This window comes from Kocuria rosea subsp. polaris (assembly GCF_001483755.1).
Lineage (GTDB): Bacteria > Actinomycetota > Actinomycetes > Actinomycetales > Micrococcaceae > Kocuria > Kocuria cellulosilytica.
Map to the genome: position 1 here is coordinate 225297 of NZ_LQBK01000002.1, position 14862 is coordinate 240158.

Annotated in this window: 24 protein-coding genes; all 24 read left to right on the forward strand. The window is 68.7% G+C overall.

Annotation, left to right across the window (positions count from 1 at the left end; genetic code table 11):
- The first annotated feature begins 64 nt into the window (after positions 1 to 64).
- The 24 genes from tuf (at position 65) to map (ending at position 14860) form a co-directional block, all read left to right on the forward strand.
- On the forward strand, positions 65 to 1255 hold the full coding sequence (tuf, locus tag AVL61_RS01185) for an elongation factor Tu (RefSeq protein ID WP_058872527.1): 1191 nt from the start codon (positions 65 to 67) through the stop codon (positions 1253 to 1255).
- Between the two features lie 601 nt (positions 1256 to 1856).
- Positions 1857 to 2165 (forward strand): 30S ribosomal protein S10, encoded by a 309-nt coding sequence (rpsJ, locus tag AVL61_RS01190; protein ID WP_003803825.1) that lies wholly within the window; start codon positions 1857 to 1859, stop codon positions 2163 to 2165.
- Positions 2166 to 2181: 16 nt separating this feature from the next.
- Positions 2182 to 2838, forward strand: coding sequence for a 50S ribosomal protein L3 (gene rplC / locus AVL61_RS01195; RefSeq protein WP_017833296.1), 657 nt, complete (start codon positions 2182 to 2184; stop codon positions 2836 to 2838).
- Between the two features lie 7 nt (positions 2839 to 2845).
- On the forward strand, positions 2846 to 3469 hold the full coding sequence (gene rplD / locus AVL61_RS01200) for a 50S ribosomal protein L4 (RefSeq protein ID WP_058872528.1): 624 nt from the start codon (positions 2846 to 2848) through the stop codon (positions 3467 to 3469).
- A complete protein-coding gene (gene rplW, locus AVL61_RS01205) occupies positions 3466 to 3771 on the forward strand; it encodes a 50S ribosomal protein L23 (protein WP_058872529.1) in 306 nt (101 codons plus the stop codon). Before rplD ends, rplW begins: the two co-directional genes overlap by 4 nt.
- 30 nt (positions 3772 to 3801) lie before the next feature.
- The gene (rplB, locus tag AVL61_RS01210) at positions 3802 to 4641 is read left to right on the forward strand and encodes a 50S ribosomal protein L2 (RefSeq protein WP_058872530.1); all 840 of its coding nucleotides are present in this window, start codon (positions 3802 to 3804) and stop codon (positions 4639 to 4641) included.
- A gap of 12 nt (positions 4642 to 4653) precedes the next feature.
- Positions 4654 to 4935, forward strand: coding sequence for a 30S ribosomal protein S19 (gene rpsS / locus AVL61_RS01215; protein ID WP_058859361.1), 282 nt, complete (start codon positions 4654 to 4656; stop codon positions 4933 to 4935).
- A 53-nt stretch (positions 4936 to 4988) separates the two neighbouring features.
- Positions 4989 to 5354 carry a 50S ribosomal protein L22 gene (gene rplV, locus AVL61_RS01220; RefSeq protein ID WP_017833301.1) on the forward strand — a complete coding sequence of 122 codons (366 nt, stop codon included), beginning with the start codon at positions 4989 to 4991 and terminating at the stop codon, positions 5352 to 5354.
- Positions 5355 to 6200: a 30S ribosomal protein S3 gene (gene rpsC / locus AVL61_RS01225; RefSeq protein WP_058872531.1), complete on the forward strand. Its 846-nt coding sequence runs from the start codon at positions 5355 to 5357 to the stop codon at positions 6198 to 6200.
- Positions 6201 to 6617 carry a 50S ribosomal protein L16 gene (gene rplP, locus AVL61_RS01230; RefSeq protein WP_017833303.1) on the forward strand — a complete coding sequence of 139 codons (417 nt, stop codon included), beginning with the start codon at positions 6201 to 6203 and terminating at the stop codon, positions 6615 to 6617. It abuts the gene before it with no gap.
- 2 nt (positions 6618 to 6619) lie between these two features.
- Positions 6620 to 6895, forward strand: coding sequence for a 50S ribosomal protein L29 (gene rpmC / locus AVL61_RS18565; RefSeq protein WP_058872532.1), 276 nt, complete (start codon positions 6620 to 6622; stop codon positions 6893 to 6895).
- The gene (rpsQ, locus tag AVL61_RS01240) at positions 6892 to 7182 is read left to right on the forward strand and encodes a 30S ribosomal protein S17 (RefSeq protein WP_058872533.1); all 291 of its coding nucleotides are present in this window, start codon (positions 6892 to 6894) and stop codon (positions 7180 to 7182) included. Before rpmC ends, rpsQ begins: the two co-directional genes overlap by 4 nt.
- Before the next feature lie 356 nt (positions 7183 to 7538).
- Positions 7539 to 7907: a 50S ribosomal protein L14 gene (gene rplN, locus AVL61_RS01245; RefSeq protein ID WP_017833306.1), complete on the forward strand. Its 369-nt coding sequence runs from the start codon at positions 7539 to 7541 to the stop codon at positions 7905 to 7907.
- 2 nt (positions 7908 to 7909) lie between these two features.
- A complete protein-coding gene (rplX, locus tag AVL61_RS01250) occupies positions 7910 to 8254 on the forward strand; it encodes a 50S ribosomal protein L24 (protein ID WP_058872534.1) in 345 nt (114 codons plus the stop codon).
- Positions 8254 to 8823 (forward strand): 50S ribosomal protein L5, encoded by a 570-nt coding sequence (gene rplE, locus AVL61_RS01255; RefSeq protein WP_017833308.1) that lies wholly within the window; start codon positions 8254 to 8256, stop codon positions 8821 to 8823. The genes rplX and rplE overlap by 1 nt, the downstream gene beginning before the upstream one ends.
- A gap of 85 nt (positions 8824 to 8908) precedes the next feature.
- On the forward strand, positions 8909 to 9307 hold the full coding sequence (rpsH, locus tag AVL61_RS01260; protein WP_017833309.1) for a 30S ribosomal protein S8: 399 nt from the start codon (positions 8909 to 8911) through the stop codon (positions 9305 to 9307).
- Between the two features lie 23 nt (positions 9308 to 9330).
- Positions 9331 to 9867, forward strand: a complete 537-nt coding sequence (gene rplF / locus AVL61_RS01265) for a 50S ribosomal protein L6 (RefSeq protein ID WP_058872535.1) — start codon at positions 9331 to 9333, stop codon at positions 9865 to 9867.
- Between the two features lie 2 nt (positions 9868 to 9869).
- Positions 9870 to 10241: a 50S ribosomal protein L18 gene (rplR, locus tag AVL61_RS01270; RefSeq protein WP_058872536.1), complete on the forward strand. Its 372-nt coding sequence runs from the start codon at positions 9870 to 9872 to the stop codon at positions 10239 to 10241.
- Positions 10238 to 10969 carry a 30S ribosomal protein S5 gene (gene rpsE, locus AVL61_RS01275; RefSeq protein WP_058872537.1) on the forward strand — a complete coding sequence of 244 codons (732 nt, stop codon included), beginning with the start codon at positions 10238 to 10240 and terminating at the stop codon, positions 10967 to 10969. Before rplR ends, rpsE begins: the two co-directional genes overlap by 4 nt.
- Complete coding sequence (rpmD, locus tag AVL61_RS01280; RefSeq protein WP_017833313.1) at positions 10969 to 11178, forward strand: 50S ribosomal protein L30; 210 nt, start codon at positions 10969 to 10971, stop codon at positions 11176 to 11178. Before rpsE ends, rpmD begins: the two co-directional genes overlap by 1 nt.
- A gap of 2 nt (positions 11179 to 11180) precedes the next feature.
- Positions 11181 to 11681 carry a 50S ribosomal protein L15 gene (rplO, locus tag AVL61_RS01285; RefSeq protein WP_082696880.1) on the forward strand — a complete coding sequence of 167 codons (501 nt, stop codon included), beginning with the start codon at positions 11181 to 11183 and terminating at the stop codon, positions 11679 to 11681.
- A gap of 267 nt (positions 11682 to 11948) precedes the next feature.
- Positions 11949 to 13259 carry a preprotein translocase subunit SecY gene (gene secY / locus AVL61_RS01290; protein WP_058872538.1) on the forward strand — a complete coding sequence of 437 codons (1311 nt, stop codon included), beginning with the start codon at positions 11949 to 11951 and terminating at the stop codon, positions 13257 to 13259.
- An 86-nt stretch (positions 13260 to 13345) separates the two neighbouring features.
- The gene (locus AVL61_RS01295; protein WP_058872539.1) at positions 13346 to 13909 is read left to right on the forward strand and encodes an adenylate kinase; all 564 of its coding nucleotides are present in this window, start codon (positions 13346 to 13348) and stop codon (positions 13907 to 13909) included.
- A gap of 114 nt (positions 13910 to 14023) precedes the next feature.
- Positions 14024 to 14860 (forward strand): type I methionyl aminopeptidase, encoded by an 837-nt coding sequence (gene map / locus AVL61_RS01300; RefSeq protein ID WP_058872540.1) that lies wholly within the window; start codon positions 14024 to 14026, stop codon positions 14858 to 14860.
- The last annotated feature ends 2 nt before the right edge of the window (positions 14861 to 14862 follow it).

Sequence of the window (14862 nt, forward strand, 5' to 3'; positions counted from 1 at the left end):
CCCCCACACCACGCGGCGGGGAAGTGCTGAGCAAGTTTCGACAAATGTTCTAGGAGGAACAACCATGGCGAAGGCCAAGTTCGAGCGCAGCAAGCCGCACGTCAACATCGGCACCATCGGCCACGTCGACCACGGCAAGACGACGCTCACGGCTGCCATCTCCAAGGTCCTGGCCGACAAGTACCCGGACCTCAACGAGCAGCGCGACTTCGGCGCCATCGACTCCGCCCCGGAGGAGAAGCAGCGCGGCATCACCATCAACATCGCGCACATCGAGTACCAGACGGAGAAGCGTCACTACGCTCACGTGGACGCCCCGGGCCACGCCGACTACGTCAAGAACATGATCACCGGCGCGGCCCAGATGGACGGTGCCATCCTCGTGGTCGCCGCCACGGACGGCCCCATGGCCCAGACCCGCGAGCACGTCCTGCTCGCCCGCCAGGTGGGCGTGCCCTACCTGCTGGTGGCCCTGAACAAGTCCGACATGGTCGAGGACGAGGAGCTGCTGGACCTCGTCGAGATGGAGGTGCGCGAGCTCCTCTCCGACCAGGGCTTCGACGGCGACAACGCGCCGGTCGTCCGCGTCTCGGCGCTGAAGGCCCTCGAGGGCGACCCCGAGTGGGTCGCCAAGGTCGAGGAGCTCATGGAGGCCGTCGACGAGAACGTCCCCGACCCCGTCCGCGACATGGACAAGCCGTTCCTCATGCCGATCGAGGACGTCTTCACCATCACCGGCCGCGGCACTGTGGTGACGGGCCGCGCCGAGCGCGGCACGCTGCCCATCAACTCCGAGGTCGAGATCGTCGGCATCCGTCCGGTCCAGAAGACCACGGTCACCGGCATCGAGATGTTCCACAAGCAGATGGACGAGGCCATGGCGGGCGAGAACTGCGGCCTGCTGCTGCGCGGTCTCAAGCGTGACGACGTCGAGCGCGGGCAGGTCGTGTGCAAGCCGGGTTCCATCACCCCGCACACCGACTTCGAGGCCAACGTCTACATCCTCTCCAAGGAGGAGGGCGGCCGCCACAACCCGTTCTACTCCAACTACCGTCCGCAGTTCTACTTCCGGACCACCGACGTCACCGGCGTCATCACGCTGCCCGAGGGCACCGAGATGGTCATGCCCGGCGACAACACCGAGATGACGGTCGCGCTGATCCAGCCGATCGCCATGGAGGAGGGCCTCGGCTTCGCCATCCGTGAGGGTGGCCGCACCGTGGGCTCGGGTCGCGTCACCAAGATCAACAAGTAGTCCCCGGACTGCTCGATCCGCCCGGAACCCCCCCGTCGCTCCTGGAGCGGCGGGGGGTTCCGCGCGTCCCGGGCCGGGCACAGCTCCGCCGGGGCCGCGGGCCGGTGCGCACCGTGGCGGCGGAGCCCCGTCCGCGCCGCGTCGGCGGCGCGGACGGGGCCCCGCGGCCGGCGCGCCCGTGACGGGTCGGCAGGACGCCGGCCGACCCCGAGCCCGGGGCCGGCCGCGCGTTTGCGCCGGTCTGCCATCTCTGGCAGGATGGAGGACGTTGTTCAAGCGCCGACGCGTGCTCTCAACGGTTCGAACCGGCAGACCCCAGGACACCATCGGGTCCCGAAGCAGAACCGGGGGCCAGCAGCTCGTGGAAGCTGCCACGCACGGACCACATACAGCCCACCCCGAGTAGCGGACCCGGTGTGCCCTCGTGTTCTGCACGAGGCGACACGCCCGAGTTCGGGGGTCGGAGCTCCAGCAGGGTGAGGAACCCGGATCCTTCCGGATTCAGTCTGCGTGGAGGGGCGCCCACCAGGCGGCGCCATGCACAAGGAGTCCCCAGGCTCCGTCACAGGGAAGTACGTTCAAGAAAGAGAGTCACGACGCCATGGCGGGACAGAAAATCCGCATCCGGCTGAAGTCTTATGACCACGAGGTCATCGACGTCTCGGCCCGGAAGATCGTTGAGACGGTGACGCGCGCAGGCGCCACGGTGGTCGGCCCCGTGCCGCTGCCCACGGAGAAGAACGTGTACTGCGTCATCCGCTCGCCGCACAAGTACAAGGACAGCCGTGAGCACTTCGAGATGCGCACGCACAAGCGGCTGATCGACATCATCGACCCCACGCCGAAGGCTGTCGACTCGCTCATGCGCCTCGACCTGCCGGCTGACGTGAACATCGAAATCAAGCTGTAAAGAGGATCGCATCCCAATGACTACCACTTTCGAACGCCAGGTGAAGGGCCTGCTGGGCACGAAGCTCGGCATGACCCAGGTCTGGGACGAGAACGGGAAGTTCGTGCCGGTGACCGTCGTCAAGGCGGACTCCAACGTCGTGACCCAGCTGCGCAACCAGGACCGGGACGGCTACTCCGCCGTGCAGATCGGATTCGGTGCGATCGACCCCCGCAAGGTCACCCAGCCGCTGGCCGGCCACTTCGAGAAGGCCGGCGTGACGCCGCGCCGCCACGTCGTGGAGCTGCGCACCGCCGACGCGGACACCTACGAGCTGGGCCAGGAGCTCTCCGTCGAGCTCTTCGAGGCCGGCCAGAAGGTCGACGTGATCGGCAAGACCAAGGGCAAGGGCACGGCCGGTGTCATGAAGCGCCACGGCTTCTCCGGCGTCGGCGCCTCCCACGGTGCCCACAAGAACCACCGCAAGCCGGGATCCATCGGCGGCGCGTCCTACCCCGCTCGCGTGTTCAAGGGCATGCGCATGGCGGGCCGCATGGGCGCCGTCCGTCACACGACGCAGAACCTCACCGTTCACGCCGTGGACGCCGAGAACTCCCTGCTGCTCATCAAGGGTGCCCTGCCGGGCCCCAAGGGTTCGGTCGTCCTCGTCCGCACCGCAGTGAAGGGAGCCTGATTAGACCATGGCAACTCAGACCGTCAACGTCGAACTGCCCGCCGAGATCTTCGACGTCCAGACCAACGTGCCCCTGCTGCACCAGGTCGTCGTCGCTCAGCTGGCCGCGGCCCGCCAGGGCACGCACAAGACCAAGAACCGCGCCGAGGTCTCCGGCGCCGGCCGCAAGCCCTTCAAGCAGAAGGGCACCGGCCGCGCGCGCCAGGGCTCGATCCGCGCCCCGCACATGACCGGCGGCGGCGTGGTGCACGGCCCCACCCCGCGCGACTACAGCCAGCGCACCCCCAAGAAGATGAAGGCCGCCGCCCTGCGCGGAGCCCTCTCGGACCGGGCGCGCAACAACCGCATCCACGTGGTCGAGTCGATCGTGGAGGGCACCGTGCCCAACACGAGGACCGCCCGGGAGACGCTGCGCGGACTCTCCGACCGCAAGAACCTGCTGGTCGTGCTGCACCGCTCGGACGACGTGTCCGCGCTGTCGGTGCGCAACCTCGACGACGTGCACACCCTCTACGCGGACCAGCTCAACACGTACGACGTGCTGGTCTCCGACGACGTGGTCTTCACCAAGGACGCGTTCGAGTCCTTCGTGGCGGCCGCCAGCAAGAAGAAGCAGGAGGACGCCAAGTGAGCGCGACCACCATCAAGGATCCCCGGGACGTCATCATCGCGCCGGTCGTCTCGGAGAAGTCCTACGGGCTCATCGACGAGGGCCGCTACACGTTCTTCGTGGCGTCCGACTCGAACAAGACGCAGATCAAGTACGCCGTGGAGCAGATCTTCGGCGTCAAGGTCGAGTCCGTGAACACCATCAACCGTGCCGGGAAGCGGAAGCGCACGCGCTTCGGCTGGGGTCAGCGCAAGGGCACCAAGCGTGCCGTTGTGACCCTGAAGGAAGGCACCATCGACATCTTCGGCGGTCCGCTCGCCTGAGCGGAGACCACTTTAACGAGGAACTGACACATGGCTATCCGTAAGCACAAGCCGACAACCCCGGGCCGTCGCGGCTCCTCCGTTGCCGACTTCGCAGAAATCACGCGCACGACCCCCGAGAAGTCGCTGGTCCGGCCGCTGCCCAAGAAGGGCGGGCGGAACAACACCGGCCGCATCACCACCCGGCACAAGGGTGGCGGGCACAAGCGCCAGTACCGCGTCATCGACTTCCGTCGCCACGACAAGGACGGCGTCGACGCCAAGGTCGCGCACATCGAGTACGACCCGAACCGCACGGCGCGCATCGCGCTGCTGCACTTCGTGGACGGCTCCAAGCGCTACATCATCGCGCCGAACCGCCTCTCCCAGGGCGACGTCGTCGAGTCGGGCCCCGGCGCCGACATCAAGCCCGGCAACAACCTGCCGCTGCGCAACATCCCCGTCGGCACCGTGATCCACGCCGTCGAGCTCCGTCCGGGCGGGGGCGCCAAGCTCGCCCGCTCCGCCGGCGCGTCCGTGCAGCTCGTGGCCAAGGAGGGCAAGTACGGCCAGCTCCGGCTGCCCTCCGGCGAGATCCGCAACGTCGACGTGCGCTGCCGCGCCACGGTCGGCGAGGTCGGCAACGCCGAGCAGTCGAACATCAACTGGGGCAAGGCCGGCCGCAACCGCTGGAAGGGCGTCCGCCCGACCGTCCGCGGTGTGGTCATGAACCCCGTCGACCACCCGCACGGTGGTGGCGAGGGCAAGACCTCCGGTGGCCGGCACCCGGTCAACCCGAACGGCAAGCCCGAGGGCCGCACCCGCCGCCCCAACAAGGAGAGCGACAAGCTCATCGTCCGCCGTCGTCGTACCGGCAAGAACAAGCGCTAAGGAGCCTGACACATGCCACGCAGCCTGAAGAAGGGCCCTTTCGTCGATCAGCACCTTTATCTGAAGGTCGCCAAGGAGAACGACAAGGGCACCAAGAACGTCATCAAGACGTGGTCCCGCCGCTCGATGATCGTCCCCGACATGCTGGGACACACGATCGCCGTGCACGACGGACGCAAGCACATCCCCGTGTTCATCACCGAGTCGATGGTCGGGCACAAGCTCGGCGAGTTCGCCCCCACGCGGACCTTCCGCGGCCATGTGAAGGACGACAAGAAGGGCAAGCGCCGCTGATCCTCCGGGATCCCGCAGCGTGAGCACTTCGAGAAGACGAGAGAAGGAAAGCAATGGAAGCCAAGGCATCTGCGCGCTACATCCGCGTGACGCCTATGAAGGCCCGGCGCGTCGTCAACCTGATTCGTGGCCAACAGGCGAATGAGGCTCTGGCGATTCTGAAGTTCGCCCCCCAGGGTGCTTCGGAGCCGGTGTTCAAGGTCCTCCAGTCGGCGGTCGCCAACGCGCGCCAGCTGGCGGACCGCGACGGCCTGCCGTTCAAGGAGGAGGAGCTCGTGGTGAGCGAGGCCTTCGTCGACGAGGGGCCGACCATGAAGCGGTTCCAGCCGCGGGCCCAGGGCCGCGCCTACCGCATCAACAAGCGCACGAGCCACATCACCGTGATCGTGGCGAGCCCTGACAGCGAGGAGGTCCGCTAAGTGGGACAGAAGATCAACCCGCACGGGTTCCGGCTGGGCATCACCACCGACCACGTGTCGCACTGGTACGCGGACTCCACCAAGGAGGGCCAGCGCTACAAGGACTACGTCCGTGAGGACATCAAGATCCGCAAGCTCATGTCCACGGGCATGGAGCGGGCCGGCATCTCCAAGGTCGAGATCGAGCGGACCCGGGACCGCGTGCGCGTGGACATCCACACCGCCCGCCCCGGCATCGTCATCGGCCGCCGCGGCGCCGAGGCCGACCGCATCCGCGGCGAGCTCGAGAAGCTCACGGGCAAGCAGATCCAGCTGAACATCCTCGAGGTCAAGAACCCCGAGGTGGACGCCCAGCTGGTCGCCCAGGGCGTCGCCGAGCAGCTCGCCTCCCGCGTGGCCTTCCGCCGCGCCATGAAGAAGGCCATCCAGTCGGCGCAGCGCGCCGGCGCGAAGGGCATCCGGATCCAGTGCGCCGGCCGCCTCGGCGGCGCCGAGATGAGCCGCTCGGAGTTCTACCGCGAGGGACGCGTGCCCCTGCACACCCTGCGGGCGAACATCGACTACGGGTTCTTCGAGGCCAAGACCACCTTCGGCCGCATCGGCGTGAAGGTCTGGATCTACAAGGGCGACCTGACCGCGAAGGAACTGGCGGCCCAGCAGGCCGCCGCTCCCTCGCGCGGCCGCGGCGGCGACCGTGACCGTCGTGGCGGTCCCGGCGAGCGTCGCGGCGGCGGCGACCGCCGTCGCACCGACCGTAACGACCGTGGCGGACGCCGTGAGCGCAACGACTCCGCCGCCTCCCCGGCCCCGGCCGCGGGGGCGACCAACGCAGAGGGTGGTAAGTAAATGCTCATCCCACGTCGTGTGAAGTTCCGCAAGCAGCACCACCCGAAGCGGTCGGGCGCTGCCAAGGGCGGCACCACCGTCGCCTTCGGCGAGTGGGGCATCCAGGCGCTCACGCCGGCCTACGTGACGAACCGTCAGATCGAGGCCGCGCGTATCGCCATGACCCGCCACATCAAGCGTGGCGGCAAGGTCTGGATCAACATCTACCCGGACCGCCCCCTGACCAAGAAGCCCGCCGAGACCCGCATGGGCTCCGGCAAGGGCTCTCCCGAATGGTGGGTCGCCAACGTCAAGCCCGGGCGCGTGATGTTCGAGCTCTCCGGTGTCTCCGAAGAGGTCGCGCGCGAGGCCCTGCGGCTGGCGATCCACAAGCTCCCGATGAAGGCACGCATCGTGCGTCGCGAAGGTGGTGAATGAGAATGGCTGTTGGATCCAAGGATCTGAGCATCGAGAACCTCGCGGCCCTCGACAAGGACTCTCTGGGTGAGGCGCTGCGCAAGGCGAAGGAGGAGCTGTTCAACCTCCGCTTCCAGTCCGCAACCGGTCAGCTCGAGAACAACGGCCGCCTCAAGGCCGTCAAGCGCGACATCGCGCGCATCTACACGGTGCTGCGCGAGCGCGAGCTCGGCATCCGGCCCCAGGCGGGCGACGCCGAGAACACCGCCGAGAACACCTCCGAGGAGGACGCCAAGTGACCGAGCAGATCAACAACGGGGCCGAGCAGGCCGCCGAGCGCGGTGACCGCAAGAGCCGTCGTGGCTACGTGGTCTCCGACAAGATGGACAAGACCGTCGTGGTCCAGCTGCAGGACAACGTCAAGCACTCGCTGTACGGCAAGGTCATGCGGCGCTCCTCGAAGGTCAAGGCCCACGACGAGCAGAACACCGCCGGCGTCGGCGACCTCGTCCTGATCTCCGAGACCCGCCCGCTGTCCGCCACCAAGCGGTGGCGGATCGTGGAGATCCTCGAGAAGGCCAAGTGAGCCAGGCTCGCTAGAGCCGGCCACGGCCGTGACGGCCCGTCCCTCCGCGCGAGGGGCGGGCCGTCCTCCGTTCACCGCCCCGCACGGAGGGCCTCTCCGCTGTGCTAGGCTGGTGAGCTTGTATGGGCCGATTTGTCCGCCCGTACGACCCACAGCTCTTCGTGCCAGCGCATAATGACCGCGTGCAGGGCGCCCCCGTGCCACCTGGTGGCGGGTTCAGATGCTCCTGGCATGGAGGGCTGGCCCGGTCCGGCGTGCGACGCCGGGGGAGGGCACATCATCCGACAAGCTGTTCCGCAAGGCCCGCACCGTGCTCTCGATCGGTGTTGGAACCGGCGTGACGACAGGAGTAATCAGTGATTCAGCAGGAGTCGCGACTGAAGGTCGCCGACAACACGGGTGCGAAGGAAATCCTCACCATCCGTGTTCTCGGTGGATCCGGACGTCGCTACGCAGGCATCGGCGACATCATCGTCGCCACCGTCAAGGACGCGATCCCGGGCGGCAACGTGAAGAAGGGCGACGTGGTCAAGGCCGTCATCGTCCGCACCAAGAAGGAGCGCCGTCGTCCGGACGGCTCCTACATCAAGTTCGACGAGAACGCCGCAGTGATCCTGAAGAACGACGGTGACCCCCGTGGTACCCGCATCTTCGGCCCCGTGGGCCGCGAGCTGCGCGACAAGAAGTTCATGAAGATCATCTCGCTGGCCCCGGAGGTGCTCTGACCATGGCGAAGTTCAAGATCAAGACCGGCGACCTGGTGCAGGTCATCTCCGGCAGCAAGGACAACAAGGGCAAGCAGGGCAAGGTCCTGCGCGTGATCCCCGAGACCTCCCGCGTGGTCGTGGAGGGCATCAACGTGATCACCCGCCACCGCAAGGCCTCCATGCAGGGCGAGGCCGGCGGCATCGACAAGGTCGAGGCCCCGATCCACGTGTCCAACGTGGCGCTCGTGGACCCGGAGACCAACAAGCCGACCCGCGTCGGCTACCGCACCGAGACCGTGGAGCGCGACGGACGCCAGAAGACCGTCCGCGTCCGCGTCTCCAAGAGCACCGGCAAGGACCTGTGATGACCGAAACCACCGAGATCAGCGTGTCCCCGCGCTTCAAGGACAAGTACCAGGAGACCGTCGTCCCCGCGCTGCAGGAGCAGTTCGGCTACGGCAACGTCATGGAGATCCCGCGCGTCGTCAAGGTCGTCGTGAACATGGGCGTCGGCGACGCCGCGAAGGACTCGAAGCTCATCGACGGCGCCGTCCGCGACCTCACCGCCATCACGGGCCAGAAGCCGCTCGTGACCCGTGCGAAGAAGTCCATCGCGCAGTTCAAGCTCCGCGAGGGCATGCCGATCGGTGCGCACACCACGCTGCGCGGCGACCGCATGTGGGAGTTCCTCGACCGCCTGGTGACCCTGGCCCTGCCGCGCATCCGCGACTTCCGCGGTCTGTCCGACCGCCAGTTCGACGGCAACGGCAACTACACCTTCGGCCTCACCGAGCAGTCCATGTTCCACGAGATCGACCAGGACCGCATCGACCGGGTCCGTGGCATGGACATCACGGTGGTCACCACCGCGAAGACCGACGACGAGGGCCGCGCGCTGCTGAAGGCGCTCGGTTTCCCCTTCAAGACCAACTAATCTCGCTACGTTCCAGGTCCGGCCGGGCGCCCACGGGCGCCGCCAGGTGCGGAAACCGGGACGAGGAAGGGCACGTGCCCCCAAAATGACAATGACAGATCCTGTCGCGGACATGCTGACGCGTCTGCGCAACGCCAACTCCGCCTACCACGACTCCGTGAGCATGCCGTACTCGAAGCTCAAGGCCCGCGTGGCGGACATCCTCAAGGCCGAGGGCTACATCGCGGACTACAAGGAGGAGGCGGCCGAGGTCGGCAAGACCCTGACGCTCTCCCTGAAGTTCGGCCCCAACCGCGAGCGCTCCATCGCGGGCGTCCGGCGCATCTCCAAGCCGGGCCTGCGCGTGTACGCCAAGTCCACCAACCTCCCGAAGGTCCTGGGCGGCCTGGGCATCGCCATCCTGTCCACCTCTTCCGGGCTGCTGACCGACAAGCAGGCCGCGAAGAAGGGCGTGGGCGGCGAAGTCCTCGCGTACGTCTGGTAACCCGGAACAGAAAGGAAGAGAACATGTCACGTATCGGACGTCTCCCCATCTCTGTGCCGGCCGGTGTGGAGATCAAGGTCGACGGCAACGTCGTCTCCGTCAAGGGCGCCAAGGGCGAGCTGCAGCACACCGTTGCCAGCCCGATCACCGTCGCGCTCGAGGACAGCACCCTCACCGTCACCCGACCCGACGACGAGCGCGAGTCCCGCTCGCTGCACGGCCTCACCCGCACCCTGATCGCCAACATGATCCAGGGCGTCACCCAGGGCTACTCCAAGGGCATCGAGATCGTGGGCACCGGGTACCGCGTGCAGGCCAAGGGCCAGGACCTCGAGTTCGCCCTCGGCTACAGCCACCCGATCACCTTCAAGGCCCCGGAGGGCATCTCGTTCGCCGTCGAGGGCGTCAACAAGCTCTCGGTCAACGGCATCGACAAGCAGCAGGTCGGCGAGGTCGCCGCGAAGATCCGCAAGCTCCGCGCCCCCGAGCCCTACAAGGGCAAGGGCGTGCGGTACGCCGGCGAGCAGATCCGCCGCAAGGCCGGAAAGGCTGGTAAGTAATCATGGCTCTGAAGATCAAGGGCAAGTCCAAGGCCGCCGCCCGCAGCCGCCGCCACGCCCGGGTGCGCAAGCACCTGGCCGGCACGGCCGCGCGCCCGCGCCTGGTCGTCAACCGCTCGGCCCGCCACGTGTTCGTCCAGGTCGTCGACGACACCCAGGGTGTCACCGTCGCCTCGGCCTCGACCATGGAGGCCGACCTGCGCGGTGCCGACGCGGACAAGACCGCGAAGGCCAAGCGCGTGGGTGAGCTCGTGGCCGAGCGCGCCAAGGCCGCCGGTGTCGAGGCCGTCGTGTTCGACCGCGGCGGCAACAAGTACCACGGTCGCGTGGCGGCTGTCGCCGACGGCGCCCGCGAAGGAGGTCTGGCACTGTGAGTGAGCAGAACAACGAGAAGGAAACCCAGGTGACCGAAGCGAGCACCGCCTCCACGGAGGCGACCGGGGCCCAGCAGACCACCGAGACCACCCGTTCCCAGGACTCCCGCGGCGACCGCGGGGGCCGTGGTGAGCGCGGCGGCCGCGGTGAGCGCGGGGGCCGTGGTGAGCGCGGCGGCCGCGGCGGCCGCGGCGGCCGCGACGAGGAGAAGGACAAGTTCCTCGAGCGCGTCGTGACCATCAACCGCGTCTCCAAGGTCGTCAAGGGCGGTCGTCGCTTCAGCTTCACCGCCCTCGTCGTCGTCGGCGACGGCAACGGCATGGTCGGGGTCGGCTACGGCAAGGCCAAGGAGGTGCCGGCCGCGATCTCGAAGGGCGTCGAGGAGGCGAAGAAGAACTTCTTCCGCGTCCCGCGCATCGAGGACCGCACCATCCCGCACCGCGTGCAGGGCGAGGCCGCCGCCGGTGTCGTCATGCTGCGCCCGGCGACCCCGGGTACCGGTGTGATCGCCGGTGGTCCGGTCCGCGCCGTGCTCGAGTGCGCCGGCATCCACGACGTGCTGTCGAAGTCCCTCGGCTCGTCGAACCAGATCAACATCGTGCACGCAACCATCGAGGCGCTCCGCCAGCTCGAGGAGCCGGCGGCCGTCGCGGCCCGTCGTGGGCTGCCGATGGACGAGGTCGTCCCCGGTCCGTTGCTGCGCTCGATCCAGAAGGCAGGTGCCTGATGTCCGGCAAGCGTATCCAGCCCGACGGCACGGAGCTGCGCATCACGCAGGTCCGGTCGGTGGTCGGCCAGAAGCAGAACATGCGGAACACCCTGCGGTCCCTCGGCCTCAAGCGGCCGGGCAACGTCGTGGTCCGCAAGGCCGACGGCGTGACCGCGGGCATGGTCAACACCGTCGCCCACCTGGTCAAGGTCGAGGAGGCCAAGTAACCATGGCAGAGAACACTGCTGAGAACACCGCCCCGAGCACCGCTCAGGGCAACGAGAAGGTGCACGCGCTCAAGGTGCACCACCTGCGTCCGGCCCCGGGCGCGAAGACCGCCAAGACCCGCGTGGGTCGCGGTGAGGGCTCCAAGGGCAAGACCGCCGGCCGCGGCACCAAGGGCACCAGTGCCCGGTACCAGGTCAAGGCGGGCTTCGCGGGCGGGCAGCTGCCGCTGCACATGCGCCTGCCCAAGCTGCGCGGGTTCAAGAACCCGTTCCGCGTGGAGTACCAGGTCGTCAACCTGGACAAGCTCACCGAGCTCTTCCCGGAGGGCGGCGAGGTGACCGTGGACACGCTCGTGGCCCGCGGCGCCGTCCGCAAGAACCAGCCCGTCAAGGTGCTGGGCTCCGGCGAGATCGCGGTCGCGGTCGACGTCAAGGCGCACGCCTTCTCGGGCTCCGCCGCGGAGAAGATCGCCGCCGCCGGCGGCAGCACCACCGCGCTGTGAGCGCGGGCCGCGGGGACCGGGCGCACGCCCGGTCCCCGCGGCACCCACGGATCAGGCCCCGTCCACGCCAGCGTGGGCGGGGCCTGATCCGTCGGCGGGGCCAGCCCGCCGCGTCGGCGCGCGCCCCGGGGGAGTCCCCGGCGCGGCGCGTTCGTTAGACTTGCCGGAGTTCTCCGCGCCCACGCCTGTGCGCGGACCCAGGACCGAGCTCCGCCCCACCACCCCCCGCCGCCGGATGCCGGTCGGACCCAGTCTCTAGGAGGACATGTGCTCAGCGCTTTCGGACGGGCGTTGCGAACCCCCGACCTGCGACGCAAGCTGGGGTTCACCCTCGCCCTCATCGTGCTCTACCGCCTGGGCACGTTCATCCCGGCGCCGGGCGTCGACTACGGCAACGTGCAGCAGTGCCTGGAACTGGGGTCCACCACGGGCGGCGTGTACGACATGGTGAACCTCTTCAGCGGCGGCGCCCTGCTGCAGCTGTCGGTCTTCGCCCTGGGCGTGATGCCCTACATCACCGCGAGCATCATCGTGCAGCTGCTGCGCGTGGTCATCCCGCGCTTCCAGGAGCTGCACGAGGAGGGCGCGCAGGGACAGACGCAGCTGACCCAGTACACCCGCTACCTGACCATCGGCCTCGCGCTGCTCAACGCCACCACGGTGGTCTCGCTCGCCCGGTCCGGGGCCCTGCTGGGGGACTGCCCCCTGCCGATCATCCCCGAGGACACCTGGCTGACCGTGCTGATCATCATCATCACCATGACCGCCGGCACGGCGATCATCATGTGGCTGGGGGAGCGGATCACGGAGAAGGGCGTGGGCAACGGCATGTCGCTGCTCATCTTCACCTCCATCGCCGCGACCTTCCCGTCCGCCCTCGGCGAGATCCTGCGGACCCGGGGCTGGGGCGTGTTCCTCTCGGTGCTGGCCGTGGGGCTCGTGGTGATCACCTGCGTGGTCTTCGTGGAGCAGTCCCAGCGCCGCGTGCCCGTGCAGTACGCCAAGCGGATGGTGGGCCGGCGCACCATCGGCGGCACCACCACCTACATCCCGCTCAAGGTCAACATGGCCGGCGTCATCCCCATCATCTTCGCCTCCTCGATGCTGATGCTGCCCGGCATGCTCGCCCAGTTCGGGATGCCGGACGACGGCACGGACATCCCCGGCTGGGTGAACTGGATCAACAGCTACCTCGTCACCGGCGACCACCCCGTGTACATGGTGATGTACTTCCTGATGATCGTGTTCTTCACGTACTTCTACGTGTCGATCACCTTCAACCCGGAGGAGGTCTCCAACAACATGAAGCGCTACGGCGGCTTCATCCCGGGGATCCGCGCCGGCCGGCCCACCGAGAAGTACCTCGCCTACGTGCTCAGCCGGATCACGTTCCCGGGCGCCCTGTACCTGGGCATCGTGTCGATGATCCCGCTCGTGGCGCTCGTGCTGATCGACGCCAACCAGAACTTCCCGTTCGGCGGGCCGTCGCTGCTCATCATGGTGGGCGTGGGCCTGGACACGGTGAAGCAGATCGAGGCCCAGCTGCAGCAGCGCAACTACGAGGGACTGCTGCGCTGACCGGCGCCCCGGGCGCCCCGCGCCGGGGCGCCCGGGACGTCCCGATAGACTGTGACCGCAGCCACCACCGACCGCAAGGAGACTTCATGACCCGCATGCTCATCATCGGCCCCCCCGGCGCAGGCAAGGGCACGCAGGCCGTGCGCATCTCGGAGCAGCTCGGCATCCCGGCGATCTCCACCGGGGACATCTTCCGGGCGAACATCAAGGGCCGGACCGCGCTGGGCGAGGAGGCCAAGAGCTACATCGACGCCGGCGACCTCGTCCCGGACTCGGTGACCAACCGGATGGTGCGCGAGCGCCTCGCCGAGACGGACACGGCCGACGGCTTCCTGCTCGACGGCTACCCGCGCAACGCCGCGCAGGTGGAGGAGCTCGACGCCATCCTCGCCGAGCTGGGGCAGGAGCTCGACGTCGTGCTGAAGCTGACCGCCGATCGCGACGAGCTCGTCCAGCGGCTCCTCGGGCGCGCCCAGAAGGAAGGGCGCACCGACGACACCGAAGCGGTCATCCGGCACCGTCTCGACGTGTACGACGCGGAGACCGCCGCGGTCGTCGACGTCTACGACCGGCGCGGCATCGTCCGCGAGGTCGACGGCCTGGGGACCGTCGACGAGGTCTCCCGGCGGATCATGAGCGCGCTGTCCTGACGCACCGTCCCGCACCACCGACGCCGTGACACCCCCGGACACCCCCGGGGGTCTCACGTTTAACCCACCACAGCCGCGAGCTCCCCACCCGGAGCGGCTCGGAAGGAAGACCGCATGTTCGGCCGCCGCCGGATCGAGTACAAGACCAACGCCCAGCTGCGCGCCATGCAGCGCGCCGGGGTGGTGACCTCGCGCGCCCTCGACGCCGCCGTGGCGGCCGCCGTGCCCGGCGCGACCACCGCGTCCCTCGACGACGTCTTCCGCTCGGTGCTCGACGAGCACGGGGCGAGCTCCAACTTCCTCGGCTACTTCGGCTATCCCGCCGCGGTGTGCGTGTCCGTCAACGAGGTCGTGGTGCACGGCATCCCCGGGGAGCAGGTGCTGCAGGAGGGGGACATCCTCTCCGTGGACGGCGGGGCGATCGTCGACGGCTGGCACGGGGACTCGGCGCGCACCGTGCTGCTGGGCCGCCCCGACCCCGCCGACGCCGAGCTCTCCGACGTCACCCGCCGCGCCATGTGGCACGGCATCGCCGCGGCGGCGACCGGCACCCACGTCGGCGACATCGGCGCGGCCGTGGAGGACTACGTGCGGAAGGCCTCCGGGCACCGCTTCGGGATCCTCGAGGAGTACGTGGGCCACGGCATCGGCTCCAAGATGCACATGGCCCCCGACGTGCTCAACTTCCGCAGCACCGACCGCGGCCCCCGCCTGCGCGCCGGGATGGCGCTGGCCATCGAGCCGATGCTCGTGCGCGGCGGGATCGGCACCCGCGTGCTCGACGACGAGTGGACCGTGGTCACCACGGACGGGGCCCGCTCGAGCCAGTGGGAGCACTCCGTGGCCCTGCACGCCGACGGCGTCTGGGTGCTCACGGCCGAGGACGGCGGGGCCTCGGAGCTCGAGCCCCTCGGCGTGCGCCCCGTCCCGATCCCGGAGGACCTGCCGTGAGC

Bases quoted from the DNA above. Each gene is read 5' to 3' on its own strand.
- rplR (WP_058872536.1), top strand. From the start codon at position 9,870: ATGGCTCTGAAGATCAAGGGCAAGTCCAAGGCCGCCGCCCGCAGCCGC.
- tuf (WP_058872527.1), top strand. From the start codon at position 65: ATGGCGAAGGCCAAGTTCGAGCGCAGCAAGCCGCACGTCAACATCGGC.
- rplO (WP_082696880.1), top strand. From the start codon at position 11,181: ATGGCAGAGAACACTGCTGAGAACACCGCCCCGAGCACCGCTCAGGGC.
- rplV (WP_017833301.1), top strand. From the start codon at position 4,989: ATGGAAGCCAAGGCATCTGCGCGCTACATCCGCGTGACGCCTATGAAG.
- rplD (WP_058872528.1), top strand. From the start codon at position 2,846: ATGGCAACTCAGACCGTCAACGTCGAACTGCCCGCCGAGATCTTCGAC.
- rpsS (WP_058859361.1), top strand. From the start codon at position 4,654: ATGCCACGCAGCCTGAAGAAGGGCCCTTTCGTCGATCAGCACCTTTAT.
- rpmD (WP_017833313.1), top strand. From the start codon at position 10,969: ATGTCCGGCAAGCGTATCCAGCCCGACGGCACGGAGCTGCGCATCACG.
- rplP (WP_017833303.1), top strand. From the start codon at position 6,201: ATGCTCATCCCACGTCGTGTGAAGTTCCGCAAGCAGCACCACCCGAAG.
- rplE (WP_017833308.1), top strand. From the start codon at position 8,254: ATGACCGAAACCACCGAGATCAGCGTGTCCCCGCGCTTCAAGGACAAG.
- rplC (WP_017833296.1), top strand. From the start codon at position 2,182: ATGACTACCACTTTCGAACGCCAGGTGAAGGGCCTGCTGGGCACGAAG.
- AVL61_RS01295 (WP_058872539.1), top strand. From the start codon at position 13,346: ATGACCCGCATGCTCATCATCGGCCCCCCCGGCGCAGGCAAGGGCACG.
- rpmC (WP_058872532.1), top strand. From the start codon at position 6,620: ATGGCTGTTGGATCCAAGGATCTGAGCATCGAGAACCTCGCGGCCCTC.
- rplF (WP_058872535.1), top strand. From the start codon at position 9,331: ATGTCACGTATCGGACGTCTCCCCATCTCTGTGCCGGCCGGTGTGGAG.
- rplX (WP_058872534.1), top strand. From the start codon at position 7,910: ATGGCGAAGTTCAAGATCAAGACCGGCGACCTGGTGCAGGTCATCTCC.
- rpsH (WP_017833309.1), top strand. From the start codon at position 8,909: ATGACAATGACAGATCCTGTCGCGGACATGCTGACGCGTCTGCGCAAC.
- map (WP_058872540.1), top strand. From the start codon at position 14,024: ATGTTCGGCCGCCGCCGGATCGAGTACAAGACCAACGCCCAGCTGCGC.
- rplB (WP_058872530.1), top strand. From the start codon at position 3,802: ATGGCTATCCGTAAGCACAAGCCGACAACCCCGGGCCGTCGCGGCTCC.
- rpsJ (WP_003803825.1), top strand. From the start codon at position 1,857: ATGGCGGGACAGAAAATCCGCATCCGGCTGAAGTCTTATGACCACGAG.